General features: G+C 72.1%; 24 protein-coding genes and 1 tRNA gene. 10 read left to right on the forward strand and 15 right to left on the reverse strand.

What is annotated here, in order from left to right; translation table 11 throughout:
- The first annotated feature begins 4 nt into the window (after positions 1-4).
- A complete protein-coding gene (locus OHA98_RS36925) occupies positions 5-1006 on the forward strand; it encodes a zinc-binding dehydrogenase (RefSeq protein WP_266932144.1) in 1002 nt (333 codons plus the stop codon).
- An 82-nt stretch (positions 1007-1088) separates the two neighbouring features.
- Here the strand turns inward: OHA98_RS36925 and OHA98_RS36930 are convergent, their stop codons facing one another.
- Together OHA98_RS36930 and OHA98_RS36935 are read right to left on the reverse strand one after the other, a co-directional pair.
- A complete protein-coding gene (locus OHA98_RS36930) occupies positions 1089-1571 on the reverse strand; it encodes a GNAT family N-acetyltransferase (RefSeq protein WP_266932146.1) in 483 nt (160 codons plus the stop codon).
- A 74-nt stretch (positions 1572-1645) separates the two neighbouring features.
- Positions 1646-2566, reverse strand: coding sequence for an aminoglycoside phosphotransferase family protein (locus OHA98_RS36935; RefSeq protein WP_266932148.1), 921 nt, complete (start codon positions 2564-2566; stop codon positions 1646-1648).
- A gap of 32 nt (positions 2567-2598) precedes the next feature.
- Between OHA98_RS36935 and OHA98_RS36940 the strand changes: the two genes are divergently transcribed.
- The 4 genes from OHA98_RS36940 to OHA98_RS36955 all read left to right on the forward strand — a co-directional run bounded on the left by OHA98_RS36940 (position 2599) and on the right by OHA98_RS36955 (position 7161).
- A complete protein-coding gene (locus OHA98_RS36940; RefSeq protein WP_266932150.1) occupies positions 2599-3333 on the forward strand; it encodes a rhomboid-like protein in 735 nt (244 codons plus the stop codon).
- A 49-nt stretch (positions 3334-3382) separates the two neighbouring features.
- On the forward strand, positions 3383-4792 hold the full coding sequence (locus OHA98_RS36945; RefSeq protein ID WP_266932151.1) for an FAD-binding oxidoreductase: 1410 nt from the start codon (positions 3383-3385) through the stop codon (positions 4790-4792).
- Between the two features lie 576 nt (positions 4793-5368).
- A complete protein-coding gene (locus OHA98_RS36950; RefSeq protein WP_266932153.1) occupies positions 5369-6028 on the forward strand; it encodes an RICIN domain-containing protein in 660 nt (219 codons plus the stop codon).
- A 302-nt stretch (positions 6029-6330) separates the two neighbouring features.
- The gene (locus OHA98_RS36955; RefSeq protein WP_266932155.1) at positions 6331-7161 is read left to right on the forward strand and encodes an aldo/keto reductase; all 831 of its coding nucleotides are present in this window, start codon (positions 6331-6333) and stop codon (positions 7159-7161) included.
- Between the two features lie 89 nt (positions 7162-7250).
- Here OHA98_RS36955 and OHA98_RS36960 read toward each other — a convergent pair.
- Positions 7251-7324 (reverse strand) — tRNA-Thr (locus OHA98_RS36960).
- A gap of 178 nt (positions 7325-7502) precedes the next feature.
- On the opposite strand from OHA98_RS36960, the gene OHA98_RS36965 reads away from it, so the two are divergent.
- The 3 genes from OHA98_RS36965 (at position 7503) to OHA98_RS36975 (ending at position 10028) form a co-directional block, all read left to right on the forward strand.
- On the forward strand, positions 7503-8639 hold the full coding sequence (locus OHA98_RS36965; protein WP_266932157.1) for an ABC transporter ATP-binding protein: 1137 nt from the start codon (positions 7503-7505) through the stop codon (positions 8637-8639).
- A 223-nt stretch (positions 8640-8862) separates the two neighbouring features.
- Positions 8863-9276, forward strand: a complete 414-nt coding sequence (locus tag OHA98_RS36970) for a hypothetical protein (RefSeq protein WP_266932159.1) — start codon at positions 8863-8865, stop codon at positions 9274-9276.
- Between the two features lie 35 nt (positions 9277-9311).
- Complete coding sequence (locus OHA98_RS36975) at positions 9312-10028, forward strand: nucleotidyltransferase family protein (protein ID WP_266932161.1); 717 nt, start codon at positions 9312-9314, stop codon at positions 10026-10028.
- A gap of 178 nt (positions 10029-10206) precedes the next feature.
- On the opposite strand, the gene OHA98_RS36980 is transcribed toward OHA98_RS36975, so the two are convergent.
- From OHA98_RS36980 to OHA98_RS37025, 10 genes are all read right to left on the reverse strand, one after another.
- Positions 10207-11814: a DoxX family membrane protein gene (locus OHA98_RS36980; RefSeq protein ID WP_266932162.1), complete on the reverse strand. Its 1608-nt coding sequence runs from the start codon at positions 11812-11814 to the stop codon at positions 10207-10209.
- Positions 11815-12030: 216 nt separating this feature from the next.
- Positions 12031-12987 (reverse strand): 23S rRNA (guanosine(2251)-2'-O)-methyltransferase RlmB, encoded by a 957-nt coding sequence (gene rlmB / locus OHA98_RS36985; RefSeq protein WP_266932164.1) that lies wholly within the window; start codon positions 12985-12987, stop codon positions 12031-12033.
- A 107-nt stretch (positions 12988-13094) separates the two neighbouring features.
- Positions 13095-14495, reverse strand: a complete 1401-nt coding sequence (cysS, locus tag OHA98_RS36990) for a cysteine--tRNA ligase (RefSeq protein ID WP_266932165.1) — start codon at positions 14493-14495, stop codon at positions 13095-13097.
- Between the two features lie 170 nt (positions 14496-14665).
- Complete coding sequence (locus OHA98_RS36995) at positions 14666-15070, reverse strand: PPOX class F420-dependent oxidoreductase (protein ID WP_266932166.1); 405 nt, start codon at positions 15068-15070, stop codon at positions 14666-14668.
- A 292-nt stretch (positions 15071-15362) separates the two neighbouring features.
- Positions 15363-17084 (reverse strand): ABC transporter permease subunit, encoded by a 1722-nt coding sequence (locus OHA98_RS37000; protein WP_266932167.1) that lies wholly within the window; start codon positions 17082-17084, stop codon positions 15363-15365.
- A 4-nt stretch (positions 17085-17088) separates the two neighbouring features.
- Positions 17089-18615, reverse strand: a complete 1527-nt coding sequence (locus tag OHA98_RS37005; protein WP_266932169.1) for an ABC transporter substrate-binding protein — start codon at positions 18613-18615, stop codon at positions 17089-17091.
- 31 nt (positions 18616-18646) lie between these two features.
- Positions 18647-19240 (reverse strand): GNAT family N-acetyltransferase, encoded by a 594-nt coding sequence (locus OHA98_RS37010; protein ID WP_266932597.1) that lies wholly within the window; start codon positions 19238-19240, stop codon positions 18647-18649.
- A 303-nt stretch (positions 19241-19543) separates the two neighbouring features.
- On the reverse strand, positions 19544-20059 hold the full coding sequence (gene ispF / locus OHA98_RS37015) for a 2-C-methyl-D-erythritol 2,4-cyclodiphosphate synthase (RefSeq protein WP_266932171.1): 516 nt from the start codon (positions 20057-20059) through the stop codon (positions 19544-19546).
- Entirely contained in the window at positions 20049-20813 is a 765-nt protein-coding gene (gene ispD, locus OHA98_RS37020) for a 2-C-methyl-D-erythritol 4-phosphate cytidylyltransferase (protein WP_266932173.1), read from the reverse strand. The genes ispF and ispD overlap by 11 nt, the downstream gene beginning before the upstream one ends.
- 462 nt (positions 20814-21275) lie before the next feature.
- Positions 21276-21758, reverse strand: a complete 483-nt coding sequence (locus OHA98_RS37025; RefSeq protein WP_003953493.1) for a CarD family transcriptional regulator — start codon at positions 21756-21758, stop codon at positions 21276-21278.
- Between the two features lie 791 nt (positions 21759-22549).
- Between OHA98_RS37025 and OHA98_RS37030 the strand changes: the two genes are divergently transcribed.
- Positions 22550-23206, forward strand: a complete 657-nt coding sequence (locus tag OHA98_RS37030) for a DUF461 domain-containing protein (protein ID WP_266932174.1) — start codon at positions 22550-22552, stop codon at positions 23204-23206.
- Between the two features lie 202 nt (positions 23207-23408).
- Here OHA98_RS37030 and OHA98_RS37035 read toward each other — a convergent pair whose 3' ends face one another.
- Complete coding sequence (locus OHA98_RS37035) at positions 23409-24089, reverse strand: response regulator transcription factor (protein WP_017242433.1); 681 nt, start codon at positions 24087-24089, stop codon at positions 23409-23411.
- On the reverse strand, positions 24086-25348 hold the full coding sequence (locus OHA98_RS37040; protein WP_266932176.1) for a cell wall metabolism sensor histidine kinase WalK: 1263 nt from the start codon (positions 25346-25348) through the stop codon (positions 24086-24088). The genes OHA98_RS37035 and OHA98_RS37040 overlap by 4 nt, the downstream gene beginning before the upstream one ends.
- A gap of 202 nt (positions 25349-25550) precedes the next feature.
- On the opposite strand from OHA98_RS37040, the gene phoU reads away from it, so the two are divergent.
- The gene (gene phoU, locus OHA98_RS37045; protein ID WP_266932178.1) at positions 25551-26228 is read left to right on the forward strand and encodes a phosphate signaling complex protein PhoU; all 678 of its coding nucleotides are present in this window, start codon (positions 25551-25553) and stop codon (positions 26226-26228) included.
- Positions 26229-26334 lie beyond the last annotated feature (106 nt).

Genomic DNA, 26334 nt, shown 5'->3' on the forward strand with positions numbered 1-26334 from the left:
CACCATGCGAGCCATCCGCCTCCACGCCTTCGGCCCCGCCGACAACCTGGTCCACGAATGGGCCGAGGACCCCCTGCCCGGCCCCGGCCAGGTACGGATCGCCGTGGCCGCGGCCGGCGTGCACCTCCTCGACGCCGCCCTGCGCGAAGGCATGACCGGCCCGTACGCGGCCGCCGCGGAACTGCCCACGATCCCGGGCCGGGAGGTCGCCGGAACGGTCGAGTCGCTCGGCGAGGGCACCGACCCCGCGTGGCTCGGCAAGCGCGTCGTCGTCCACATCGGCATGGCCCCCGGCGGCTACGCCGAACTCACGGTCGCCGACGCCGACCGGCTCCACGAGATCCCGGCCGGACTCGACGAGGCCGCGGCCGTCGCCATGATCGGCACGGGCCGCACGACCCTCGGCATCCTCGCGTTCACCGAGCTGGGCCCGGACTCCGTGGTCATCATCCCCGCCGCGGCGGGCGGCATCGGCACCCTGCTCGTGCAGTACGCCAAGAACGCCGGAGCCACCGTCATCGGCCTCGCGGGCGGCCCCGCCAAGGTCGCCCGGGTCGAGGCCAACGGCGCCGACCTCGCCGTCGACTACACGCTCCCCGACTGGCCCGGCCGGGTCCGCGCCCACCTGGACAGGATCGGCCGCCGCGCCACCGTCGTCTACGACTCCGTCGGCGGGGTCACCGCCCGCGCCGCCGTCGACCTCCTCGGCACGGGCGGGGCGCACATCGTGTTCGGCTGGTCCGGCGAGGACCTCCACAAGGGCGGCCCGCTCACCTTCACCCCCGAGGAGATCGCCGAACGCGGCATCACGTCCGAGAGCGTGCTCGGCCCCGCCATGGTCCAGAAGGGCGGCGGACTGCGCGCCCTGGAGACCCTGGCCCTCGCCGAGGCCGCGGCCGGCCGGCTGCGCCCCTCCGTCCAGCGCTACCCGCTCGCCGAAGCGGCCGCGGCCCACCGCGCCATGGAAACCCGCGGCACGATGGGCAAGGTCGTCCTGGAACCGTAGAACCGGAACCCCGCGCACGCCCGCGCGCCGGCAACTCCCGCCACCGGTTCCCGACGTCGGTGCCCACCGCCGGCTCCCGACGTCAGCTCGCGCCGAGCTCCGCCAGCGCCCCGTCCGTCAGCCGGTACACCGTCCACTCGTCCTGCGGCCGCGCGCCCAGCGACTCGTAGAAGGCGATGGACGGGGCGTTCCAGTTCAGCACCGACCACTCCAGGCGCTCGTAACCCCGCTCCCGGCAGATCCGCGCCAGTTCCGTCAGCAGGGCCTTCCCATGACCGCCGCCGCGCCGCTCCGGACGTACGTACAGGTCCTCCAGGTAGATACCGTGCACCCCGCGCCAGGTCGAGAAGTTGAGGAACCACAGCGCGAATCCGACCACCTCGCCGTCGCCCCCACCGTCCGCCACCGCGACATGCGCGTACGCGGCGGGCCGGTCGCCGAACAGGGCCTCGTGCAACTGCTCCTCGGTGGCGTTCGCCTCGTCGAGGGCCTTCTCGTACTCGGCCAGTTCGCGCACCATGGCGTGGATGACCGGGACATCAGCGGGGGTAGCGGTACGAATCATGGGGGCAGCGTAAGCAGGCGCCCGCCCCGGCCCCCACCCCGGTCCGCCCCGTACCGGTCCGCCCGCTCCCCCGCCTACCCCCGGCGCGCCAGCAGCTGCCGGGCGATCTCCGCGTGGTCCCCGGACAGCCGCCGCTGCCCGCCCTCGATCGCCCACAGCCCGTTCTGCAGCACCCGGCCGAGCGTCCAGGCCCGCGCACGTGCCCGGTCCCGGTCCATGCCCAGCGCCTCCGTCAGCGCGTCGAACCGCCACCCCACCTCCGCCGCGTCGAACCGGTTGTCCAGCGCCGGGAACAGCTCGAAGCCGGGGTCCCCGGCCAGTGGTTTCGGGTCCAGCGCCACCCACTCGTGGGCCCGGCCCGTCTCCGCCCGGCCGGCCAGGATGTTGTCGTAGTGCAGGTCCCAGTGGAGCAGCCGGCCGCCCGGCTCGCCCGCCACCTCCCGTACCGCCGCCGCGCAGTCGGTCAGCAGCCGCCGCTCCGACTCCTCCGCCAGCGCCCCGACCGCCCCCGGCACCCGGTCCAGCATCCGCGCCGCGATCTGCCCGAGCCCCCGCAGCCCGTCCGGCGCCGGTACGGCGGTGAGCCGGGCCAGTACCTCCGCGAGGATCCGCACCGCCTCCCGCGCGTCCGCCACGGCCGACAGCGGGCGGCGCTCGTCCAGCCGCTCCAGCAGCAGCGTGCCGGTCACCGGGTCATGGCCGAGCAGCCCCACCGCCCCGGCCCCCGCCGCGCCCCACACCCGCAGCGCGACCGGCTCCCCCGCCGTCTCCTCGTCCGCGATCTGAAGCTTCAGCGCGGCCGGGCACCCGTCCGCCTCCCGCACCACGGGCAGCACCAGCGCGCACATGCCGGACATCGACGCGCCGTCCGGCCGCAGCCCCCACTCCTCCAGGAACCGGGCGGCCAGCCCCGGCAGCGCGGCGATGAACGCCCGCCCGGCCTCCCCGTTGTACGTGGACTGGGTATCGATCAGCTCATCCGGAATGTCGATCACGCTCGGGATCGTAGGCCGTGGGTCAATCGGCTATGCCCCGAAACCACCGGCCGGGCCACGGGCGGGCCGACGCCACCGACACCGCGGCCGCCCCCGGTGCGGGCCCCGGTCCCGCGAAGACCACCACCGCCCTCACCGCCGTGCGCCGCTGGGTCACCGGCGCCCCCGGCACGTACCTCTGGCTGACGGTCCTCTTCGTCACCACCGTCGTCATGCACCGGATGTCACCGGACTTCGAGGAGGACTTCCTGCGCCAGCGCTCGACCAACATCCACGAGCTGTCGCAGAACCCCGTCCGGGTCCTCGTCACCAGCGCCCTGTGGATCGACGGCGGGCGATGGCTCCCGTACGCCGTGCTGTTCACCGTCTTCCACGCCACCGCCGAACACTGGCTCGGCACCCTGCGCTGGCTCGGCGTGGCCGCCGCCGCCCACATCCTCGCCACCCTGGTCAGCGAGGGCGTCCTGGCCTGGGCGATCCGGCACGGGCACGCACCGCAGTCCGCGGCCAACACCCTGGACGTCGGAGTCAGTTACGCGCTCGCGGGTGTCGTCGCCGTCCTCACCTACCGGGTCCGTCCGCCCTGGCGGTACGTGTACGCCTTCGCCGTCCTCGTCTTCTACGGCATCCCGCTCGTCACCGGCCGCACCTTCACCGACCTGGGCCATTTCACCGCCGTACTGATCGGCCTCGCCTGCTACCCGCTGACCCGCAACCCGCCGGGTTCGCGTACCGCGCACAAGACGAGAACCCCTGTCGCGCAGTAACGTCCCGTCACACAGAGTCTCGGCGCACAGCGGACACCCCAGGGGCATCATGAGCACCGTCAGTACCGTCAACGGCGGCATATCGTTCTGGTACGCGCAGGAGGGCACTCCCGCCCCCCGCGAACCCCTGCCCGGCGACGCGACCGCGGACGTCTGCATCGTCGGGGGCGGATACACCGGACTCTGGACGGCGTACTACCTCAAGAAGGCCGTCCCCTTCCTCAACATCACCGTGCTGGAAGCCAGGTTCTGCGGCTACGGCGCCTCGGGGCGCAACGGCGGCTGGCTCTACAACGGCATCGCGGGGCGCGACCGGTACGCGAAGCTCCACGGCCACGACGCGGCGGTCCGGCTCCAGAAGGCGATGAACGACACCGTCGACGAGGTCATCACCGTCGCCGCCGACGAGAACATCGACGCCGACATCCACCGGGGCGGCGTCCTGGAAGTGGCCCACACACCGGCGCAGCTCGCCCGTCTGAAGGACTTCCACTCCGTGGAGATCGCGTTCGGCGAGACGGACCGCGTCCTGCGCGGCGCCCGCGAGACCGCCGAGCGCGTCAAGGTCACCGGAGCGGTCGGCTCCACCTGGACCCCGCACGGCGCGCGGCTGCACCCGGCCAAGCTGGTCAAGGGACTCGCCGACACCGTGGAGGCCCTCGGCGTCACGATCCACGAGTCGACGCCCGTCACCGAGATCAAGGCCAAGCACGCCATCACTCCGTACGGCACGGTCCGCGCGCCCTACATCCTGCGCTGCACCGAGGGCTACACGGCGAACCTCAAGGGCCAAAGACGCACCTGGCTCCCGATGAACTCCTCCATGATCGTCACCGAACCGCTGCCCGCGTCCGTCTGGGACACCATCGGCTGGGAGGGCCGCGAGACGCTGGGCGACATGGCGCACGCGTACGTCTACGCCCAGCGCACCGCCGACGGCCGTATCGCCCTGGGCGGCCGGGGCGTGCCCTACCGCTACGGCTCCGCCGCGGCGCGCGTCAACGACGCGGCCCGTACCCGGCCCGCCACCGTCGAAGCCCTCCGCGACCTCCTGGTCCGCTTCTTCCCCACCACGGCGGGCACCCGGATCGACCACACCTGGTCCGGCGTCCTCGGCGTCCCCCGCGACTGGTGCGCCACCGTCACCCTGGACCGCTCCACCGGCCTCGGCTGGGCGGGCGGCTACGTCGGTTCCGGCGTGGCCACCGCCAACCTCGCCGCCCGTACCCTGCGCGACCTGATCCAGCAGGACTCCGGCCAGGCGGGCCCCACCGAACTGACCGCCCTGCCCTGGGTCGGCCACAAGGTCCGACGCTGGGAACCTGAACCCTTCCGGTGGCTCGGCGTCCACGGCATGTACGCCGCCTACCGCGCCGCCGACCGCCGGGAGTCGGCCTCCCCGCGGCTCGCCACCGACCCGCTCGCCAGAGCGGCGGACCGGATCGCGGGACGGGGCTGAGCCGTGTCCGCGGCCTCCCGCCCGGACCGTCCGCGCCGGGCGGTGCGGGCCGTAGTCCGACGAGCCGTCACGGACCCCTCCCATCCACGCCAAATCACCTATATACAGCGCCGCGAAGAGCAGCAGGCTGGCGAAGGCGAACACATCGGCCGCGCCCGTCAGTTCGCGGTCCGCGACGGCCTGTTCGGGCGCCATGTAGGCGGGCGTCCCGATGATCATGCCGGTCCTGGTCAGCCTGCTCTGGTCGACCGCCCGCGCCACGCCGAAGTTTGATCGAGGAGGCCGAGCCGGAGCGAGGGACGACAGCTGCGGCGGTGCCCGCTCCCGCACCCGTCGCGCAACCCGGTCCGCCCGGGGCCGCCACGACCGGCAAGGCCGCCCGTGCGCCGCGCGAGCGCCGCACCCGGGTGCTGTTCGTCGCACTCCCCGTCGTGGTGACGGTGGGCACGACACTGACCCTGGCGCTCGGGCCCTACCGGATCGGCGCCCCGCAGGGCGCGGGCCCGGGCGGCTCGACACCGTCGGCCACCGCCGGTCCCTCCCAGTCCGCGGCGGGCGGCCGCGCACCGAGCACCATTGCCCCCGTCCCCCAGCCCCTCGGACGCCAAGCCGGGGGCGAGTTCCGCCACGCCGGGCGCCTCCTCCGGCGCACCGGAGGGCGGCGGCGCCAAGGACGGCGGCGGCGCGGGCGACGCCGGCCCCTCGGGCGGCTCCGGCAACGGCGGCGGCCCCTCGGGCGGTTCGGGTGACGGAGGCGGGTCCGACGGCTCAGGCGGTTCGGGCAGCTCCGGCGGGTCGGACGGTTCCGGCGGTGGACAGACAACCGCGCCCACGGGGCAGCGGTACCTGAAGAACGCGTCCATGAGCCGATGCCTCGCGGACTCCGCCTCGCCGTTCGGGGGCAGCGACGTACGCAACGAGGTGTGCGGTGAGCCGGCCCACAACGGAGTCACCCTGTACTACCGGTGGACGTACAAGGCCACATCCGACGGCATGTTCAAGCTCGTCAGCCAGGGCACCGGCAAGTGCCTGCGGGCGAACGGCCCGGCCGGGCTCTCCATCGAGACCTGCAACGGCTCCGAGTCGCAGACCTGGCGGATCGGGGCGACGCGGCCGAACGGCCACACCCTGATGAACGTGGCCGAGAGGACCTGCCTCCAGATGGCGAGCAGCATCGGATTCCTCACCACGACCTGCGACCCCTCGGAGCCCTCACAGCTCTGGCGCGGAGCCTGACCGCCGGCTCCCCACGCGGTGCCGCCACGCCCTCCGCGCCCGCCGGGGACAGCGCACACCAGCCCTGCGCCAGGGCGGTCAGTGCGGGGACGGTGGCGGTGGCGGTCATGTCGACGCGTCCCTCCGTACGAGCCCGGGAACTCGCGCTCCGGACCATGTTCCGGGACAGCCCCTCCGTCACACGCGATGAGACCTACGCCGGTATGCCGCGCTTGCGAATAGCCCGCGCATGCAATTATTGTGGTCGCTGGTAAGGCGCTCAACGCACCACTCCCCCCTCGCAGCACCGAGAAGAGAACGTCATGGACTCCACCCCCACCCCCACCCTCACCCTGAACAACGGCGTCACCATGCCGCAGCTCGGCTTCGGCGTCTTCCAGGTCCCCGACGAGGAGACCACCGCCGCCGTCGGCACCGCCCTCGAAGCCGGATACCGCAGCATCGACACCGCCGCGATCTACGGCAACGAGCGGGGAGTCGGCCGGGCGCTCGCCGAGTCCGGCCTCGCCCGCGACGAACTCTTCATCACCACCAAGCTCTGGAACGCCGACCAGGGCTACGACGCGGCGCTCACCGCCTTCGACGCCTCCCTCGACAAGCTGGGGCTCGACCACGTCGACCTGTACCTGATCCACTGGCCGACCCCCGCCCGGGACCTCTACACCGACACCTGGCGCGCCTTCGAGAAGCTGCTCGCCGACGGCCGCACCCGGGCCATCGGCGTCTCCAACTTCCAGCCCGCACACCTGGAGCGCCTGCTCGCCGACGCCTCGGTCGTCCCCGCGGTCAACCAGGTGGAGCTCCACCCGGGCCTCCAGCAGCGCGAACTGCGCGCATTCCACGCCCGCCACGGCATCGCCACCGAAGCCTGGAGCCCCCTCGCCCAGGGCGCCGTACTCCAGGACGAGGCGGTCACCTCGATCGCCGCCCGGCACGACAGGAGCCCGGCCCAGGTCGTCCTGCGCTGGCACCTCCAACTCGGCAACGTGGTCATCCCCAAGTCGGTCACCGAGGCCCGCATCCGCGAGAACCTCGACGTCTTCGGCTTCGAGCTCTCCCCCCGGGAGATGGACGCCCTCGCCGGCCTGGACCGCGACATGCGCACCGGCCCGGACCCCGACACCCTCAACTGACACCCCCGGCCGACCACCAGGCACACCGCACCCGCACCCGCCCAACAGAAAAGCCCAGCTCAGAGCGCATCTGAGCTGGGCTTTCGCGGAGCCCCCTGTCGGATTCGAACCGACGACCTACGCATTACAAGTGCGTTGCTCTGGCCAACTGAGCTAAGGAGGCGTGCCGGAGCAGTGTATCCAACGACGCGCGGGGACCGGACGAGATATTCCGGGTGACCAGGACTACTGACAGATTCGAAAACGCCAGGTAGCGTCACATCGGGCCCACTCAAGTGGACCAGACCACTCCTTACTCGGATCGTCCGGCACGTTCCTGCCGGTGGAGGAGAAGAATCAGCATGGCCAGTGTCACGTTCGACAAGGCGTCCCGCGTCTACCCCGGCTCCACGAAGCCGGCCGTGGACCAGCTCGAGATCGACATCGCGGACGGTGAGTTCCTCGTCCTCGTCGGTCCCTCCGGTTGTGGCAAGTCGACCTCCCTGCGCATGCTCGCGGGTCTTGAGGACGTCAACGGCGGCGCGATCCGCATCGGTGACCGCGATGTCACGCACCTGCCGCCGAAGGACCGGGACATCGCCATGGTGTTCCAGAACTACGCGCTGTACCCGCACATGTCCGTCGCGGACAACATGGGCTTCGCGCTCAAGATCGCCGGTGTGAACAAGGCCGACATCCGGGCGAAGGTCGAAGAGGCCGCCAAGATGCTGGACCTCACCGACTACCTGGACCGCAAGCCGAAGGCGCTCTCCGGTGGTCAGCGTCAGCGTGTCGCGATGGGCCGTGCCATCGTGCGTGAGCCGCAGGTCTTCCTCATGGACGAGCCGCTGTCGAACCTCGACGCCAAGCTCCGCGTCTCGACCCGTACGCAGATCGCGTCGCTCCAGCGCCGCCTGGGCATCACCACCGTCTACGTCACCCACGACCAGGTCGAGGCCCTCACCATGGGCGACCGGGTCGCGGTCCTCAAGGACGGGCTGCTCCAGCAGGTCGACTCGCCGCGCAACATGTACGACCGCCCGGCGAACCTCTTCGTGGCCGGCTTCATCGGCTCCCCCGCCATGAACCTGATCGAGGTCCCGATCACCGACGGTGGCGTGAAGTTCGGCAACAGCGTCGTCCCGGTCTCCCGCGAGGCGCTCACCGCCGCCGCCGACCGCGGCGACACGACCGTCACGGTCGGCATCCGCCCCGAGCACTTCGACATCGTCGAGCACGGTGGCGCCGCCGCGAAGTCGCTCACCAAGGACTCCTCGGACGCCCCCGCCGGCCTGGCCGTCTCGGTCAACGTCGTCGAGGAGCTCGGCGCCGACGGCTTCGTCTACGGTGCCGCGCAGGTCGGTGGCGAGCACAAGGACCTGGTCGTCCGCGTCGGTGGCCGCGCCGTTCCGGAGAAGGGCACCGAGCTGCACGTCGTCCCGCGCCCGGACGAGCTGCACGTCTTCGCGACCTCGACCGGTGAGCGCCTCACCGGCTGATCCCGCACGCCGTACGCACGGCCCCGCATCCTTCGAGGGTGCGGGGCCGTTCGCGTCGTACGCGGCGTGCTCGCGTTTCGTTCGCGGATGGCTCGAAATACCCTGCCGGACGAGACATTTCCCCCCGGTCCGTCAACCGCTAATTCGAATGACCGCCTCGAACCATCCCTCACATGAGTGACGGAATGTCGTCAATTCCTCACTCCCCGCTACGCTCGCCTGCGTGACCCACACCGCGCGCCGAATCGGCCGAACTCTCGCTCTCGTCCTGCCCGTCGTCATGGTTCTCTCCGGAACCCTCGCGGTGACCCGCGTTCCGTGGGCGGCGCAGAACAACGAATCCCCGTTGCTGGCCGCCGCTTCGGAGACCATCTCCAAGCGCGCCAAGCCGCGTGCCCCGCAGGACGTCCTGCGCGACAAGCTGCTCGTGGAACTCCAGGAGAAGGACCCGGCCGCCGCGCTGACCGATCTCCAGCGCGCCGTCGAACAGCGCCCCTCGCTCGCCCAGCACTGCATGTCCATCGCCAAGGCGCTGGGCAAGGCGGCCGTCGAGCAGTACGGCCCGACGCGCGCCCACCGCTTCTCCCGCCCGGTCTGCGACACCTCGTTCGCCTCGGGTGTTGCACAGTTCAGCTGAGCCGGACCGTACGGGCACCGCATATCGTGCCTGACATGCATACGTATCCGACGCAGGCAGTGATCCTGGCGGGTGGCCAGGGCTCGCGACTGCGCCCGTACACCGATGACCGCCCCAAGCCGATGGTCGAGATCCCCGGAACCGGGACCCCGATCATCGGCCATCAGCTTTCCTGGCTGGCCGCCGAGGGCGTCACCGACGCCGTGGTCTCCTGCGGCCATCTCGCCGAGGTCCTCCAGGAGTGGCTGGCCTCGGCCGATCTCCCGCTGCGCGTCACGACCGTCGTCGAGACGGAGCCGCTCGGCCGCGGCGGTGGCCTGAAGTACGCGGCGGCGCGGCTGCCCGCCCCGGGGCAGCCCTGGTACGCCACCAACGGCGACATCTGGACGCGCTTCTCCCTGCGCGAGATGGCCGCCTTCCACGCCGAGCGCGACGCCACGGCGACCCTGGCGCTGGCCCGGCCCCGGATTCCCTGGGGCGCGGTGGAGACGGACGCGTTCGGGCACATCACGGACTTCATCGAGTCGCCGCCCTCGCCGTATCTGATCAACGCGGGCGTGTACGTGTTCTCGCCCGCGTTCACGGAGCTGCTGCCCGACCGGGGCGACCACGAGCGGACGACGTTCCCCCGGCTGGCCCGGGAACGCAGCCTCGCCGGGTACCCGCTGCCGCACGGGGCCTACTGGCGCGCGATCGACACCGCGAAGGACCTCACCGAGGCCGCGAAGGAACTCGGCGCCCAGACGGGCTGACAGAGCCGCGGAGGGGGGTCGCGCGGAGGACCCCGCGCGGAGAGCTGCTCAGAAAGCTGCGGAAAGCTGCTCAGAAAGCTACGGAGAGGGCGGCGCGCAGAGGGGCGGGCACCGGATTCGGTGCCCGCCCCTCGCTCTGGCGCTGTGTCCGCCGTCCTGCCGGTGGCAGTCCCGCCCGTCAGCCGAGCAGGCCGCCGATCGGGTTCCGGCCGGCGCCGCCCGAGCCACCGCCGCCGTCGCCGCCGGACGAGCCGCCGCTGTCCGAACCGCCGCCGGTGGAGCCGCCGCCCGTTCCGGTGGAACCGGAGGACGTCGGGCCCGCGCTGCTGGACGGGGGCTGCTGCGGGGTCGTCTGCTGCGGGGGCTGCTGGCCGGTGCCCTGGGTCTGGCTGGGCTGGGTTCCCGCCCCGGCCGCGTTCCCCGATTCGCGGACGCTGTCCGTGCCCGGTGTGGACTCCTTGCTGGACGGCGTCGAGGCGGCACCGGAGCGGGAGGGCTGGGGGTGCCGCTCGTCAGGGGTGCGGGAGGCCTTCCGCCCGCCGGTGGACTCGCCGGGCAGCGGCATGCCGGGGAGCTGGTTGGTCGGGTTGTCGTGGGGGCCCGGGACGGTGACGACCTCGGTGGAGCGTACGGCGCCGCCGAGCATCGAGCCGATCAGCAGGGTGAGGCCGACGACCACCGTGGCGACGACCGTGCCGCGCCGCAGCACACGACGGCGCAGGTCCCAGATCTCCGAGCGCGGGCCGAGCCTGCGCCAGGCCTCCCCGGCGAGGCGCGCGTCGACGGAGTAGACGGGCGCGCCCGCGATGATCAGCGGGCTCCACGCGGCCAGCATGATGATGTCGGGTGCGTCGTAGACGGCGACCGTGCGCCAGCTGACCGTGACCAGCAGGGCGGCGGAGAGCAGCGCTCCGACGACGGCGGAGACACGCTGCCAGAGGCCGAGGACGGTGAGGACACCGACGACGACCTGGAGGAAGGCGACGGTCAGGCCGGCGCCGACGGGGTGCGAGAGGGCGAAGTCGCGGAGGGGATCGGCCAGGGCCCAGGGGTGCAGCGAGTTCAGCCACTTGACCATGGAGCCGCGCTCGCCGCCGTCGAAGTAGACGGGGTCGCACAGCTTGCCCATGCCGGCGTAGATGGAGATGAACCCGAGCAGGACGCGCATCGGGAGCAGCACGACGCCCAGATTCATCCGGCGGCCGGGGTAATAGGCGTGCCGGACCGGGTCGTTGCCGTGGCGGCGGTCCCGGGCGGCGGGGCTGTCGTCGTACTCGTCGTCGTAACCCCCGGGTCCGCCCGGCCCGTCCGGCCCGTCGTCGACCGGATCGAACGCCCCGACGGCCTGCCGCATCGGCGGGAGCAGCGGCCCGCTGCCGTGTCCGGGCCTCGGCGGCGTCAGTACGGGGTTGGGCTGGGTCTCGTCGAGGCGCGGGATGACCTGCGTCGCCGCACGGCCGTCCCCGAACTCCCCGCCCAGTCCGCCGTCGAACTGTCCGGCGGTGGAATTGCGTACGGCCTGGAGGAGGCCGGTGGCCCCCGGGTCACCCGGGGCGGACCTCCCGCTCCAGACGACGGGCGCCCGCCGACGGCCGCCGGAGCCGCTCATGGCGGGGATGCGGGCCGTGCCCACGGGGGCACCGCGCAGCCGTGTGCGCTGGCCCGGGGCGAGCTGCACCCGGAAGCTGGCGTGGTTGACGATGACCTGCGCGGGGTCGCTGTCCACCTTGGTCATGCTCAGGGCGGGTTGCTCGTCGAACCGAGGCGTTCTGGTGTCCACACTCATCTAACCGAGTGATGTGTGGTTAGGACACTGCCTTGACGGGCCCGATGTGTCCGAGACCCGTCAAGATCGTGCCAAACTCGGGCATCTAGGAACTGTGTTCGGCGCGTCAGGCCCGACGCGGCGCGCGGGGCCGGGTCCGGCACACGGGCCCGGGTCCCCCGCGTCGGTTCCGGCCCCGTGACACGTACGGGGCCGGAACCAGGGAACGCGGTGGGCTCACGCCCGGCGGCGCGCCACCTCGTACAGCACGATGCCCGCCGCGACACCGGCGTTCAGCGACTCGGCGCCGCCCGGCATCGAGATCCGGACCCGGTAGTCGCAGGTCTCGCCGACGAGGCGGCCCAGGCCCTTGCCCTCGCTTCCGATCACGATGACGACCGGACCGGCCAGCTGCTCCAGGTCCTCGACCGTGTGCTCGCCGTCGGCGGCCAGACCCACGACGGTGAGGCCCGCCTTCTGGTAGCCCTCCAGGGCGCGGGTCAGGTTGGTGACGCGGGAGACCGGTGTACGGGCCGCCGTGCCGGCCGAGGACTTCCACGCACCGGCGGTCATACCGGCCGCGCGGCGCTCGGGGACGACCACGCCGTGGCCGCCGAACGCGGAGACGGAGCGGACGATCGCGCCGAGGTTGCGCGGGTCGGTGACGCCGTCGAGGGCCACGATCAGCGGGTCCTCGTTGTTGTCGTACGCGGCCTTGGTGAGGTCCTCCGGGTGCGCGTACTCGTACGGCGGGACCTGGAGGACGAGGCCCTGGTGGTTCAGGCCGTTCGTCATCCGGTCCAGCTCGGGGCGCGGGGCCTCCATCAGGTTGATGTTGCCGCGCTCGCCCGCGAGCTTGAGGCAGTCGCGGACCCGCTCGTCGTTGTCGATGTACTGCTGGACGTACAGGGTGACCGCGGGGACGCCGTCGCGCAGGGCCTCGTAGACCGGGTTGCGGCCGACCACCATCTCCGAGGTGCCCTTGACGCCACCGCGCCGGGGCGCGGGGCGGCGGGCGGCGGCCTGCTTGGCCTGGGCGTTGGCCACCCGGTTCTTCTTGTGTCCCTTGCGGGCGGAGGCGGGCGGCGTCGGTCCCTTGCCTTCGAGACCACGGCGTCGCTGGCCACCGCTGCCGACCTGCATGCCCTTCTTGTTGGACGTGCGGCGGTTCCTGCGCTGGCTGTTCCCGGCCATGACCTACCTGTTTCGTTGCTTCAGAAGTACGTACGTAATGAAAGTGTGCCGCCCGGACGGCCGGGCGGCACATTTGCGCCGGTCAGGCCGGTGCCGAGAGGGGGTGCTCAGCGCGGTCCGAGCGTCCACCGGGGGCCGCTGGGGCTGTCCTCGATGATGAGACCGGACTGGTTGAGCTGGTCGCGGATGGCGTCGGCGGCGGCCCAGTCCTTGCGGACGCGCGCCGACTGGCGCTGGTCGAGGACGAGGCGTACGAGCGTGTCGACGACACCGTGCAGGTCCTCGCCGCGGTCCGCCTCCCCCGCCCAGTGCGGGTCGAGCGGGTCGAGGCCGAGCACACCGAGCATGGCCCGGACCTCGGCGAGGCGGGCGACGGCGGCTTCCTTGTCGTCGGCGGCGAGGGCGGAATTGCCCTGCCGGACGGTGGTGTGGACGATCGCGAGCGCCTGCGGCACGCCCAGGTCGTCGTCCATCGCCTCGGCGAACGCGGGCGGCACCTCGGTGGCGGGGGGCACGGTCTCCCCGGCCTTCTCGGTGACCCGCTGGACGAAGCCCTCGATCCGCGCGAACGCGGACTCGGCCTCGCGCAGTGCCTCCTCGCTGTACTCGATCATCGACCGGTAGTGCGGGGTGCCGAGGTAGTAGCGCAGCACGATGGGGCGCCAGGCCTTGACCATCTCGCTGACCAGCACGGAGTTGCCCAGCGACTTCGACATCTTCTCGCCGGACATGGTGACCCAGCCGTTGTGCACCCAGTACTTGGCGAACTCGTCGCCGAAGGCCTTGGCCTGGGCGATCTCGTTCTCGTGGTGCGGGAAGATCAGGTCGATGCCGCCGCCGTGGATGTCGAAGGCGGTGCCGAGGTACTTGTGCGCCATCGCGGAGCACTCCAGGTGCCAGCCGGGACGGCCGCGGCCCCACGGGGTGGGCCAGCTGGGCTCGCCCGGCTTGCTCGCCTTCCACATGGCGAAGTCGCGCTGGTCGCGCTTGCCGGTCTCGCCCTCGCCGGTGGGCTGGCGCAGGTCGTCCAGGTCCTGGTTGGACAGCTCCAGGTAGCCGGGGAAGGAGCGGACGTCGAAGTAGACGTTGCCGTCGGCCGCATAGGCGTGCCCGCGCTCGATCAGGCCGCTCATCATCTCGATCATCTCGGTGATGTGGCCGGTGGCGCGCGGTTCGTACGTGGGCGGGAGGCAGCCGAGCGCGTCGTAGCCGTCGTTGAACGCGCGCTCGTTCTCGTAGCCGATCGACCACCAGGGGCGGCCCTGCTCGGCCGACTTGCTGATGATCTTGTCGTCGATGTCGGTGACGTTCCGGACGAACGTGACGTCGTAGCCGCGGTAGGTGAACCAGCGGCGCATGATGTCGAAGTTCAGCCCCGACCGGATGTGCCCGATGTGGGGGGCCGCCTGGACAGTGGCGCCACAGAGGTAGATCGAGACACAGCCCGCTGTGAGCGGGACGAAGTCACGGATCTGCCGGGCGCTGGTGTCATGCAGGCGAATAGTCACGCCTCAAGGGTAGTAGGCCCGCACCAGTGCCCCGCGACCCCTTGGGGATCGCGGGGACAACTTTCTGATATTGGGATGTGCGGCGCCGGCCCGCGCGGACGGCCGGAGCGGGGTCCCGGCGGGCCGCGGGGCCGCCGCCGGAGCGGGCCGCAGGGCCGCCGGAGCTGGGCTCAGATGCGCCCGACGACCTTGCGCGGGGTGATCCGCACGACCACCCGCGGGGCGTCGTCGACCGAGCTCGGGTTGAACTCCGCGTACTTCTTGCCGGTGTACTTCTGCGCGAGCTCGTTGATCAGCTCCTGGCCGCCGTCGGTGGTCACGGTCGCGGTGCCGCGGATCTCCGCGTACGCGTACGGGTTGTCGGCGGGCTGCACGACCACGGTGACGCGCGGGTCGCGGCGCAGGTTCTTCTCCTTGCGGCGGTCCAGGGTCGTCGAGATCAGGACGTCGTCGCCGTCCCGCTTCACCCATACCGGCGAGAGCTGCGGGCTGCCGTCGGGCTGGATGGTGGCGATGGTGACGAAGACGGGCGTGTCGAGCAGGTTCTTGAGGTCCTCGGAGAGTTCGGCGGTCATGGCGTACGTCCTCCTGATGGGCTGGCTGTCGGTTCCGCTCCTACCCGCCAACCACGGCAGGGTCCCGCTGCTTCCCGTTCCGGCCCGCCGGAAGGGTGAATGCCGGGGCGCCACCGCTCAGCGGGACGGCGGCGAGCACCGTCCACAGGACCGGCGGCCAGGACCACGGGGCGGGGCGGTAGCGGTCGGTGAGCGCGCCACCGACGACGAACAGGCCCTGCCGGCTGAAGGTAAAAGGCTGTCCCGGTGTGCCCCTCGGCCCGTGCACCGGTGTCCGCCGTGCCCGCGCCCGTCATTCGGGAACCGCCGGCCCCCGGCCCCGTACCGCCGCCGAGGTCAGTACCGCGAGGGCCCCGAGGAGGGCGAGGGCGGCGGCGGGGGCGAGGACGGACCAGGGGGCCCGTTCCGCGTACGGCATGTTCTCGGACAGCATCCGGCCCCACTCCGGCGCGGGGGCCTGGGTGCCCAGGCCGAGGAAGCCGAGGGAGGCGAGGGCCAGCGCGACGGCCGGGACGCGCAGGACCGCGTGCTGGACGACCGGGGGCAGGACGCCCGGCAGGACGTGGCGGCGCAGCCGATGCCATCGGCCGGCTCCGAGAGCGACGGCCGCGGCGACGTGCGGGGCGGCGCGCTCCTGGGCGTACAGCGCGCTGGTGTGGGCGGCGAGCGGGGCCCAGGCGACGGCGGCCACGGCCGCGGCGGCGCCCCAGGGGCCGGGGCCCGCGATACCCGCGACCACGAGGCCGGTCAGGACCGCGGGCAGCGCGTTGGCGGTCTCGGTGAGCGCTCCGGCGCGCAGCGCGCCGAGGACCAGGCCCAGCAGGAGGGTGACGGCGCCGACGGCGACCGCCGTCAGGACGGTACGGGCGGCGCCGTGGCCGAGCCGGGCGAGAACGTCGCGGCCGAGCGAGTCGGTGCCCAGCGGATGCGCGGTGGACGGCGCGGCGAGGCGGACGGCGGCATCGACGTGGAGGGGATCGCGCAGCAGTCCGGCGACGGTCACCGCGACGAGGAGCACGGCCAGCAGTACGGCGGCCGCCGTGACGGGACGGCCCGCGGGCAGCGGAGGGCGGACGAGCGCGGGCAGGGCGCCGTCGGACAGGGCCCGGCCGAGGGCGGCGCGGGACGCGAGACGGGCGGCCAGTCCGGCCGCGACACCCAGCAGGAGCAGCAGCAGGACGCAGGCCTGGAGGACCGGCAGGTCCTGGGCGAGGGCGGCGGCCAGGGCCGTACCGCCCAGGCCCGGAATCGCGTACAGGGTCTCCACGGCGACGGCCCCGCCGGTGAGCCCGACGACGGTCAGGCCGAGCTGGGGCAGCAGCCCCGGCAGCGTACGGCGCAGGGCGTGCCGGGCGATGCGGCGTCCGGGCAGACCGGCCGCGGTCGCGGCACGGGCCCACGGTTCAGCGAACGCGGCGGGCAGCGCGTCGTCCAGCAGCCGCCCCAGGAGCGCGCCCGCCGGGATGCCCATGGCGAGGGCGGGCAGGACGAGCTGGTCCGGGGCGCCCCAGCCGAGCGCCGGGAACCAGCCGAGCTGTACGGCGACCACGGTGGCCAGGACCGCGGCGATCAGGAACTCCGGCAGCGCCGCGAGCACCGCCGCGCCCACCCCCGCCCGGTCCCGGCCGATCCGGCGCGCCGCCCCGCGCCGCAGGGTGCCCGCGCTCAGGGCGAGGGCGAGGACCACGGCGACGGCGAGCGAGACGCCCATCAGGGTGAGGGAGACGCCGAGCGCGGACGTCACGTCGGGGGCGACGGGCTGCCCGGAGACCCAGGATTCGCCGAGGTCACCGTGGAACAGCCCGCCGAGCCAGCCGCCGAGTACGTGCAGGGGTCCGCCGTCGAGCCCGGTCTCGGCGCGGATCGCGTCGAGCGTCTCGGGGGTGGGCGGCCGGTCGGCGTACCGGGCGTGCAGGATCGTCAGGGCCGGATCGGTTCCGGTGAGCCGGGGCAGCAGCCCGATGACCGCGACGACGGCCAGAAGAGTGCCGAGCCGCCCCGCGAGGTACTTCACCCGGTCACCCGACGCGGGTGTCGGCGGTGATGAGGGTGCGTTCCATCGGGTCCAGCGCGACGCCTTCGACGCGGCTGTCGTCGTAGCCCTGGACGAAGCGTTCGTGGACGAGCGGGACGAGGGCGTCGGCGCCCAGGATGCGGGCCTCGGCGGTCATCTCGGCCCGGTGGCGGGCGTCGGTGCCGGCCAGGGAGGCGGCCTTGTCCACGTCGGCGTCGACGCGCTCGTCGCAGAGCTGGGAGATGTTGAAGCTGCCGTCGCAGGTGAAGTCGGAGGCGAGGTACGAGACCGGGTCGGCGGTGTCGAGCAGGGTGTTGCGGGCCTGGATGAACGCGTCGTACTTCCCGGCGAGCGCGTCGGCCTCCAGCCGGGCGTAGTCGCGGACGACCTGCTTGACGGTGAAGCCGCGCTTCTCCAGCTGCTGCTGGACGATCGTGGCGACCTCGGGGAGCTCGGGCCGGTTGGTGTACGTGGCGAGGACGATCTCGCCGGTCTTCGCGACCTCGGCCCCAGTGGCGGCCTCCGCCCGGTCCACGGGTGCGGTGCGGTCGGCCGCGGCCCACGGGACGCCGGGGCCGAGCAGCCCCCGCGCGGTGTCGGCGCGGCCCTCGTAGACGCCCTTGACCAGGGCCTCGGAGTCGATGGACTCGCGGGCGGCGGCACGCATGGCCGGGTCGGCGAAGACGCCGCGAGCGGTGTTGAGCGAGAGGCCGTTGGTGCGGGCGGAGGGGAACTCGTGGACGAGCGGGTCCCCGAGGAGCGAGGCCTGCGAGATCGGTACGTACTCGGCGACGTCCACCGCCTTCGTACGCAGCGCGTTGGCGCGGGCGGTCCCGTCGGCGACGAACGTCACGTCGACGCCGGGGGACTCGGCCCGGTCCCCCCAGTAGGCGTCGTTGCGCTCCAGCGTGGCGCTGACCGCGCCGTTGACCTCGGCGAGGGTGAAGGGGCCGGTGGCGTGCCCGGCGGGGTTCACCTTCCCGTCGCGGTAGGCGCCCGCGGACAGGATCGTCAGGGACGGGTTGGCCAGCCGCTGGGGCAGCAGCGGGTCGGGGGTCTTCGTCGTGATCCGTACGGTGCGCGCGTCCGGGGAGGTGGCGGTGATCCGGGTGTCGCTGAGGACCCGGGGCCTGGGCGAGGCGGCCTGGGCGGCGTTCAGGGAGCGGGCCACGGCGGCCGCGTCGACCTTGTCGCCGTCCTGGAACTCGGCGTCGCGGAGCGTGAACGTCCACGCGTTGGCGCCGTCCTGCTTCCAGGAGGCGGCCAGCGCGGGCTTCGCCCCACCGTTCCTGTCGAGGGTGGTGAGCCCCTCGATGACCGCGAGCCGGCTGAGGGTGACCGCGTCGTCCCCGTACGGCGACATGGCCTGGGCGGGCGGGAAGGCCATGACGACCCGGAGCCGTTGCCCGCCCCCGGACGCGCCGGAGCCGTCCGGCGAGCTGCCGGAGCAGGCGGTGGCGAGCGGGACGAGAAGGGCTGCCGCGGACAGGGCCAGCGGCAGCGTGGAGCGACGGCGTCGGGACGTGGGCATGGCAGCGACCTTATATGAAAACGATTGTCATCTAACGTGTGGGGGTGCTGTCCCCGGAGTACGCGGGGGACGGCGCGGGCATCGGCAGCTCGAAGTGGATGATGCCCTGGCCGCCGCCGGGCAGCTCGCGCTCGTCGCACACCTCGTGGGCGAGCGAGCGCCAGAACGGCTCGGCACCGGGGACGGCCGGATCGGTGTGCAGGTAGAGCGAGGTGTAGCCGCCCGCCCCCGCCGCGAACCGCGCCAGCTCGCGCACCAGCCGCCGGGCCAGCCCGTGCCTGCGGTGCTCGGGGCGTACGTAGATCCGGCAGAGCTGGGCGGTGGACCCGGACGGGAAGCGGTCCGCGACCCACTGCGGATTGGGCGGCGCCTGCGGCCCGCGGTCGCGCACGGCACCCGTGGCGACGATCTCGCCGTCGTGCTCGACGACCAGCAGGGTGCAGCGGGCGGGTCCCAGATAGGCGGCGGCCGGATCGATGATGTCGCCGTGCCAGCGGGGTACGTAACCGGACCTGAGGTCGCCGTACACGGTGTCGAGCATCACGGCCCTGGCCCCGTCGACATCCTCCGCCGCGGCGGTCCGCAGGACGTAGCCGTCCGCTTCCGTCGTCGGCGTACCGGTCATCACCGCGGTCGTGCTCACCACCGGGCCCTCACTCTCACTTCGTACGGCACATCACCTGCCGTACCAGCGTACGTGCAAGCGATGTGCAACAAGGGTGGAGCCGGGGAGGACCGGCAGGTCAGACGGGCGCGGGGGCCACAGCGGGCGCTGCGGAGGCGCAGGTCGGGGGCTGATGCGGGGTGTGCGGGGTGTGCGGGGGTGGGGCCGACGCGAGGCCGATGCGGGGCCGGCACCTGTATGTACGTGTCCGGCCCCGCGCCTCTCCGTCAGCCCGGCCTGCCCCCGCTCGCCCGCCTGCCCCTCTCAGCCCACGCGGTAGACCAGCGCCGTGGCGATCCCCGCGATGCCCTCGCCGCGCCCGGTGAAGCCGAGCCCGTCGGAAGTCGCGGCGGAGAGCGAGAGGGGCGCGCCCACGGCGGCGGACAGCACCTTCTGCGCTTCCTCGCGCCGTTTGCCGATCTTCGGCCGTACGCCGACGACCTGGACGGCCACGTTGCCGATCTCGAAGCCCTCGGACCGGACGATCCGGGCCGCCTCCGTGAGCAGCGTGACGCCGGAGGCGCCGGACCACTCGGGCCGCCCCGTGCCGAAGTGCTGCCCGAGGTCGCCGAGACCGGCGGCCGAGAAGAGCGCGTTGCACGCGGCGTGCGCGACCACGTCGGCGTCGGAGTGCCCGGCGAGACCGGGGCCCTCGCCCTCCCACTTCAGGCCCGCGCACCACAGCTCGCGGCCCTCTTCGAAGGCGTGGATGTCCGTACCGATCCCGACGAGCGGAATGACGGGGGCCGCGGGTGCGCCCCCGGTGTTCTCAGAAACCATCGTTCGCCCTCCGGCGTGCGAGTACCGCCTCGGCCAGCACCAGATCGAGCGGCCGGGTCACCTTGAATGCCTCTTCGTGCCCGGGAACGACGACGACCGGCGCCCCGAGCTGTTCCACCATGCCCGCGTCGTCGGTCGCCCCCTCACCGTCGACGGCGACCGCCGCATGCGCCCGCACCAGGGTGTCCCGGTCGAAGCCCTGCGGCGTCTGCACGGCACGCAGCCTGGCGCGTACGGGGGTCGAGAGCACCGGCTCCGGCTCCCCCGGCCTTCCGGGCTCGACCTCCTTGACGGTATCGGCGAGCGGGAGCGCGGGGACGACGGCGGGCGCCCCGTCGCGTACGGCCTCGACGACCGAGTCCACCGTGTCGACCGGCACCAGGGGGCGGGCCGCGTCATGGACCAGGACGATGGAGATGTCCTCGGGCAGCGCGGCGAGGCCGAGTGCCACGGACTGCTGCCGGGTCTCGCCGCCCGGCACCACCAGATAGTCGGTGCGCTCGGGCAGGGCGTGCTCGTCGAGCAGATTCTTGACCTCGGGCGCGCCGTCCGGTGGCGCGACGACCACGACCAGGGAGACGGCGCGGGAGGCGGCCATCGCGCGGACCGCGTGAATCAGCATGGGCGTACCGCTGAGCGCGCGGAGCGCCTTGGGCGCCCCCGGGCCGAGCCGCACGCCCCGGCCGGCCGCGGGGATCACCGCGGCGGTGCGGTGCGGGCGCGATTCATCGGGCGGCGGTGACATGGATGACATCGGTTGTACTCCGAAGCTTCGGCAGGTTTGTTTCCACGGCCGACATGGGTATGGCCCCAGCGAGCCGGGCGTGACGACCTGACTTGATCCGGGCCCCTTCCGTGACACCCGGTCGAGTCGGTCGCCGTGCGACTCGGGGTCGGCTACTGGGGGACGGTAGCCGGGAACAACTGGCGGGGGCGGACCAGCACAGTCTTTGCCTCCGACATGGCCGAATTGCGCCGTAGCGGTTTGGCCAAAAAGAGAAGGCGCACCGGTTCAGGATCAGACGGCCCATGAACGGCACTCATGAACGGCCGGCATCCGCGGACCGCGCGGCTCCCGAATGCACCTGGCCACCCCTGGGGAATACGCATGGGTAACCGCGCCGGAACATGCCGCAGCGCCCGACGACAAGCCGTTGATTCGGCTGGTCAGCGGGCGCCGCTGCACATTCTTACGACCGGTGTGATCCGATCCGGTTCAGGACGCGAGGACCTCGTCGAGCAGAGCCTCGGCCTTGTCCTCGTTGGTGTTCTCCGCGAGTGCGAGCTCGCTCACCAGAATCTGGCGGGCCTTGGCGAGCATGCGCTTTTCACCTGCGGAGAGTCCGCGCTCACGCTCGCGACGCCACAGGTCGCGCACCACTTCGGCGACCTTGATGACATCGCCGGAGGCGAGCTTCTCGAGATTTGCCTTGTAGCGACGGGACCAGTTCGTCGGCTCTTCGGCGTACGGCGCGCGCAGCACCTCGAAGACCCGGTCCAGCCCGTCCTGCCCGACCACGTCGCGCACGCCCACGAACTCCGCATTGTCCGCCGGCACACGAACCGTCAAGTCGCCCTGGGCGACCTTGAGCACCAAGTAGGTCTTGTCCACGCCTTTGATCTGGCGAGTTTCGATAGCCTCGATCAGCGCGGCCCCGTGATGGGGATAGACCACGGTGTCGCCAACCTTGAACGTCATGTGACAGGTACCCCTTCCGTGGCTATCCAGAGTAACACGAGAACCGCATCTCCTGAATGGCGTTTTCGCAGGTCAGGGCATATCTCGGGGCTTGACAACAGCGACACGAACGTGCTGCGGAAGGCTTCCGGAACGCGGTATTCGCAGGTCGGAGCCACTGTGCAGCCGACGCGAAACACACGCGTCACACCCGCCGAGACCCCCTCCGAACGGGTTGAACGTCCCGTTTTGCCGGGTTCCGGGTGGTGAACTTTACGTACTCCGTTCGGAGATCGATCACCCGTCCGGACCTAAGGGGTGATCGTCAATGAATTTGATCAACGGCGGCCCCTCGCACGGATTATGTGTAAGGAATACGCCAAGGTCCGGGAAATTGATCACCCCCGTAATGTGAACGGCCCGCGAATCCCCGCGAATCCCCGCGGGGCCTCCGGAACGGCCCGGAGTGTCCCCGTAGCCACTCCCACGAGTCGCACGGAGCGGCCCACGGGGGCATACGGGCGACGCGGGCGAACGGCACCGGGCGGGGCGACGCGGGCGGACGGCACGGGCGACGCGGACGGCACGAGCGGCACGAGCGGCACGAGCGGGCGGGCACGTGGGCAGGCGGTCGCGGACAGGCGGGATTCCGTTCGGACAGGGCCCAGGGGGCGGGTCGGGTGCGGGGCGGAAGCGGCGGCTCGGTAGCCTGAGTTCGCTGACACACACTTAGGGCGGCTTTACACTGCCCGCGCTGGGGTCCGCAGAGTCCGAAGCCCGCAGTCCGACACGTTCAAGGAGTTGCCGCCGCCGTGAGCCGCAGCCTTCGACACGGCGCTCTCGCCGCCACTGCCATCGTGTTCTCGATCGCCTCGATGTCCGCGTGCAGCGCGGGCAACGACGCGCAGACGCTCCAGGTCAGGCCGGACAACGCGGCCACCTCGGTCGACAGCATCAAGATCCAGAACGCGAACGTCATCACGCAGCCCGAGCACGACGCCGAAGGCCCTGCCGTGGTCTCGGCGACGCTGTTCAACGACGGCGACAAGCGCGAGATCCTGGAGACCATCACGCTGCCGGGCTCCAACGCCCAGGTGAAGCTGCACGCCGCCGAGGGCAAGGGCCCGATCATCGTCCCGGCGGGTGGCCGGGTCATCATCGGCGGCAAGGGCAACGCCGCCGCCGTGATCGAGAACGGCCGCGAGGCCACCCGCAACGGCAACGTCCAGCAGGTCGTCTTCAAGCTCAGCCGCACCGGCGACATCGGGCTCGGCGCCACCGTCGTACCGGCGACCACCTTCTTCGAGGAGTTCGGCCCGAGCTCGCTGCCCGAGCTGCCCTCGCCGAAGCCGACGCAGACGTCCCCGACGCCGTCCGGCGAGAGCTCGCAGACCCCGGGCGTGCCCTCGGACAGCCCGTCCGGCACGCCGGCCTCCAGCACGCCGTCGGACTCCGCCACCGCCTCGTAGGTCCGAGGGCGGTCGGACCACCGGCACACACATGCGAAGGGGCGCCTCCCGGCCGGGAGGCGCCCCTTCGCATGTCACGCGTCACACATCAGACGTCACGCACCACACGCCACGCGTGTCGCGCATCGCGCGTGTCGGATGCCGGATGCCGGATGCCGGATGCCGGATGAGCGATGCCGCATGAGCGATGCCGGAGGTCGGTTTACGGCTCGAACTTGTACCCCAGGCCCCGCACCGTCACCAGGTAGCGCGGCGCCCCCGGGTCGGGCTCGATCTTGGCGCGGAGGCGCTTCACATGGACGTCGAGGGTCTTGGTGTCGCCCACATAGTCCGCGCCCCAGACCCGGTCGATCAGCTGCATACGGGTCAGCACGCGGCCCGCGTTGCGCAGCAGCATCTCCAGGAGGTCGAACTCCTTGAGCGGAAGGTCGACCTTGCCGCCGGACACCGTGACGACGTGGCGGTCCACGTCCATCCGGACCGGGCCGGCCTCCAGAGCGGCCGGGGTGACCTCCTCCGGCTCACCGCGGCGGCGCAGCACCGCGCGGATGCGGGCGACCAGCTCCCGCGAGGAGAAGGGCTTGGTCACATAGTCGTCGGCTCCTATTTCCAGCCCGACGACCTTGTCGATCTCGCTGTCCTTGGCGGTGACCATGATCACCGGGACGTTGGAACGGCCGCGCAGCTGGCGGCAGACCTCGGTGCCGGGCAGGCCCGGCAGCATCAGGTCGAGCAGGACGAGATCGGCGCCGTTGCGCTCGAACTCGTCGAGACCGTCGGGGCCGGTGGCCGCCACGGCCACCTCGAAGCCTTCCTTGCGCAGCATGTAGGACAGGGCGTCGCTGAAGGATTCCTCATCCTCGACGACAAGCACTCGGGTCACGGAAGAGCCTCCGGGGCGGGGAATGGTTCGAAGGTATCGGTCTCGTACGAGCCCTCGTCGTCACCGTTGACGATAAGCGGCCCGCCGGTGGTGCGCTCCCGTACGACGCCCGATTCGGGCAGTCGCAGGGTGAAGGTGGAGCCCTGTCCCTCGGAGCTCCAGACGGTGACCTCCCCGCCGTGCGAGGCGGCCACGTGCTTGACGATGGCGAGGCCGAGACCGGTGCCACCGGTGGCCCGCGAGCGGGCCGGGTCGACGCGGTAGAACCGCTCGAAGACCCTCTCGCGGTCCTTCTCCGAGATGCCGATGCCCTGGTCGGTCACGGCTATCTCGATGAGGTCCCCGCCGGGCGCGGCGATGCGGCGGGCAGCGATGCCGACGCGGGTGCGGGCGGGGCTGTAGTTGACGGCGTTCTCGACGAGATTGCCGAGCGCCGCGGCGAGCTGGCCGCGGTTCCCCCATATGAAGAGATCCGCGGTGCCGCCCGAGGCCATGGTGATCTGCTTCGAGCCCGCCTGCTGGCGGCAGCGGTCGATGGCCTCGGCGACGAGCTCGTCCACCCGGACCGGTTCGGCGTCCTCCAGCGGGTCGTCGTTCTGCACCCGGGAGAGGTCGATCAGCTCCTGTACGAGGTTGGTCAGCCGGGTCGCCTCGATCTGCATCCGGCCGGCGAACCGCTCCACCGCCTCCGGGTCGTCGGAAGCGTCCATGACGGCCTCGGAGAGCAGCGAGAGCGCACCGGTCGGCGTCTTGAGCTCATGGCTGACGTTGGCGACGAAGTCGCGCCGTACCGCCTCTATGCGGCGGGCCTCGGTGAGGTCCTCCACCAGGAGCAGCACCAGCCGGGAGCCCAGCGGGGCGACCCGGGCGGAGACGGCGAGCGCCTCGCCCCGGCCCGTACCGCGCCGGGGCAGATCCAGCTCGACCTGTCGTATCTCCCCGTCGCGCCGGGTGTCCCTGGCCATGTGGAGCATCGCCTCGACGGCCAGGCGTCCGCCCCTGACCAGGCCCAGCGCATACGCCGCGGAGCTGGCCTTGACCACGCTGTCGCTCTCGTCGAGCACGACGGCGGAAGAACTGAGCACAGAGAGGACCGTGTCCACTCCCGGGGGCAGTGCGGCGTTGCCGTCGGGCCGCAGGGACGTACGCGTGGGCCGTTTCAGGTCGCGCTCGCTCCAGCGGAACGCCAGCATGGCGATCACACCGGTACACAGCCCGGCGATCGCTGCAGCTGCGGCGACCGCCGCGTTCACGTCCATGCTTCAAGGTTATGCGGGTGCGCCGACACTCTCCCAGCCATCCGGGTGCCATCTCGAACACTCGTCGCCCAGAGTTCACCGAGGAGCAAGTACCGGTTCACTTCGGGGGCCGGATCCGGACGCGTTGCGCACGCACCGTGGGAGCGTGGGGGACGGCCCAGAGCCCGGCCCCAGGACGGTCCAAGAAACTGGAGAGACTTCAATGCGTGACGCTTACCACGAGGAACTCGATTCCATCGGCGAAGGCCTGGTCGAGATGGCCCGGCTCGTCGGGTCGGCCATCGGGCGGGCCACCACGTCCATGCTCGACGCCGACCTCAAGCTCGCGGAGAGCGTGATCGCCGCCGACCAGAAGGTCGACGACCTCCAGCACGACCTGGAGGCACGTGCCATCGCCCTGCTCGCCCGCCAGCAGCCCGTGGCCACGGATCTGCGGATCGTGGTCACCTCGCTGCGGATGAGCGCGGACCTGGAGCGCTCGGGCGACCTCGCCCAGCATGTCGCCAAGCTGGCCCGGCTGCGCTTCCCGCAGTCCGCGGTACCGCACGACCTGCACGCCACGATCCTGGAGATGGGCCAGCTCGCACAGCGGCTGATGGCCAAGGCCGCCGAGGTCATCATCACCAAGGACGTCGACCTGGCGCTCCAGCTGGAGCAGGACGACGACGAGATGGACCTGCTGCACCGCACCCTGTTCCAGCACCTGATGGACGACCGCTGGAAGCACGGCATCGAGACGGCCGTCGACGTGACCCTGCTCGGCCGCTACTACGAGCGCTTCGCCGACCACGCGGTGTCGGTCGCCAAGCGCGTCGTCTACCTGGTGACGGGCGAGCACGCGGACGAGATCCAGGCGGCGGCCCCGGTGGACGGCGTGTAGGACCTGCGACAGGTGTACGGGAGGGGAGGCGACGGGGTACGGCGGCAGCCGCCCGGCGGGGTGCGGCAGGAGCGCGCGGCGCGGAGTACCGGGCGCGTACGGCGGG

Source organism: Streptomyces sp. NBC_00654 (assembly GCF_026341775.1).
GTDB lineage: Bacteria > Actinomycetota > Actinomycetes > Streptomycetales > Streptomycetaceae > Streptomyces.

Excerpts from the sequence above, each read along its gene's own strand:
- rlmB (WP_266932164.1), bottom strand. The coding sequence starts at position 12,987 with ATGGCCGGGAACAGCCAGCGCAGGAACCGCCGCACGTCCAACAAGAAG.
- OHA98_RS36965 (WP_266932157.1), top strand. The coding sequence starts at position 7,503 with ATGGCCAGTGTCACGTTCGACAAGGCGTCCCGCGTCTACCCCGGCTCC.
- OHA98_RS36930 (WP_266932146.1), bottom strand. The coding sequence starts at position 1,571 with ATGATTCGTACCGCTACCCCCGCTGATGTCCCGGTCATCCACGCCATG.
- OHA98_RS37010 (WP_266932597.1), bottom strand. The coding sequence starts at position 19,240 with ATGACCGGTACGCCGACGACGGAAGCGGACGGCTACGTCCTGCGGACC.
- OHA98_RS36980 (WP_266932162.1), bottom strand. The coding sequence starts at position 11,814 with ATGAGTGTGGACACCAGAACGCCTCGGTTCGACGAGCAACCCGCCCTG.
- OHA98_RS36945 (WP_266932151.1), top strand. The coding sequence starts at position 3,383 with ATGAGCACCGTCAGTACCGTCAACGGCGGCATATCGTTCTGGTACGCG.
- OHA98_RS36955 (WP_266932155.1), top strand. The coding sequence starts at position 6,331 with ATGGACTCCACCCCCACCCCCACCCTCACCCTGAACAACGGCGTCACC.
- OHA98_RS36975 (WP_266932161.1), top strand. The coding sequence starts at position 9,312 with ATGCATACGTATCCGACGCAGGCAGTGATCCTGGCGGGTGGCCAGGGC.
- OHA98_RS36940 (WP_266932150.1), top strand. The coding sequence starts at position 2,599 with ATGCCCCGAAACCACCGGCCGGGCCACGGGCGGGCCGACGCCACCGAC.
- OHA98_RS37005 (WP_266932169.1), bottom strand. The coding sequence starts at position 18,615 with ATGCCCACGTCCCGACGCCGTCGCTCCACGCTGCCGCTGGCCCTGTCC.
- ispF (WP_266932171.1), bottom strand. The coding sequence starts at position 20,059 with ATGGTTTCTGAGAACACCGGGGGCGCACCCGCGGCCCCCGTCATTCCG.
- OHA98_RS36925 (WP_266932144.1), top strand. The coding sequence starts at position 5 with ATGCGAGCCATCCGCCTCCACGCCTTCGGCCCCGCCGACAACCTGGTC.
- ispD (WP_266932173.1), bottom strand. The coding sequence starts at position 20,813 with ATGTCATCCATGTCACCGCCGCCCGATGAATCGCGCCCGCACCGCACC.
- OHA98_RS36995 (WP_266932166.1), bottom strand. The coding sequence starts at position 15,070 with ATGACCGCCGAACTCTCCGAGGACCTCAAGAACCTGCTCGACACGCCC.
- OHA98_RS37025 (WP_003953493.1), bottom strand. The coding sequence starts at position 21,758 with ATGACGTTCAAGGTTGGCGACACCGTGGTCTATCCCCATCACGGGGCC.
- OHA98_RS37040 (WP_266932176.1), bottom strand. The coding sequence starts at position 25,348 with ATGGACGTGAACGCGGCGGTCGCCGCAGCTGCAGCGATCGCCGGGCTG.
- phoU (WP_266932178.1), top strand. The coding sequence starts at position 25,551 with ATGCGTGACGCTTACCACGAGGAACTCGATTCCATCGGCGAAGGCCTG.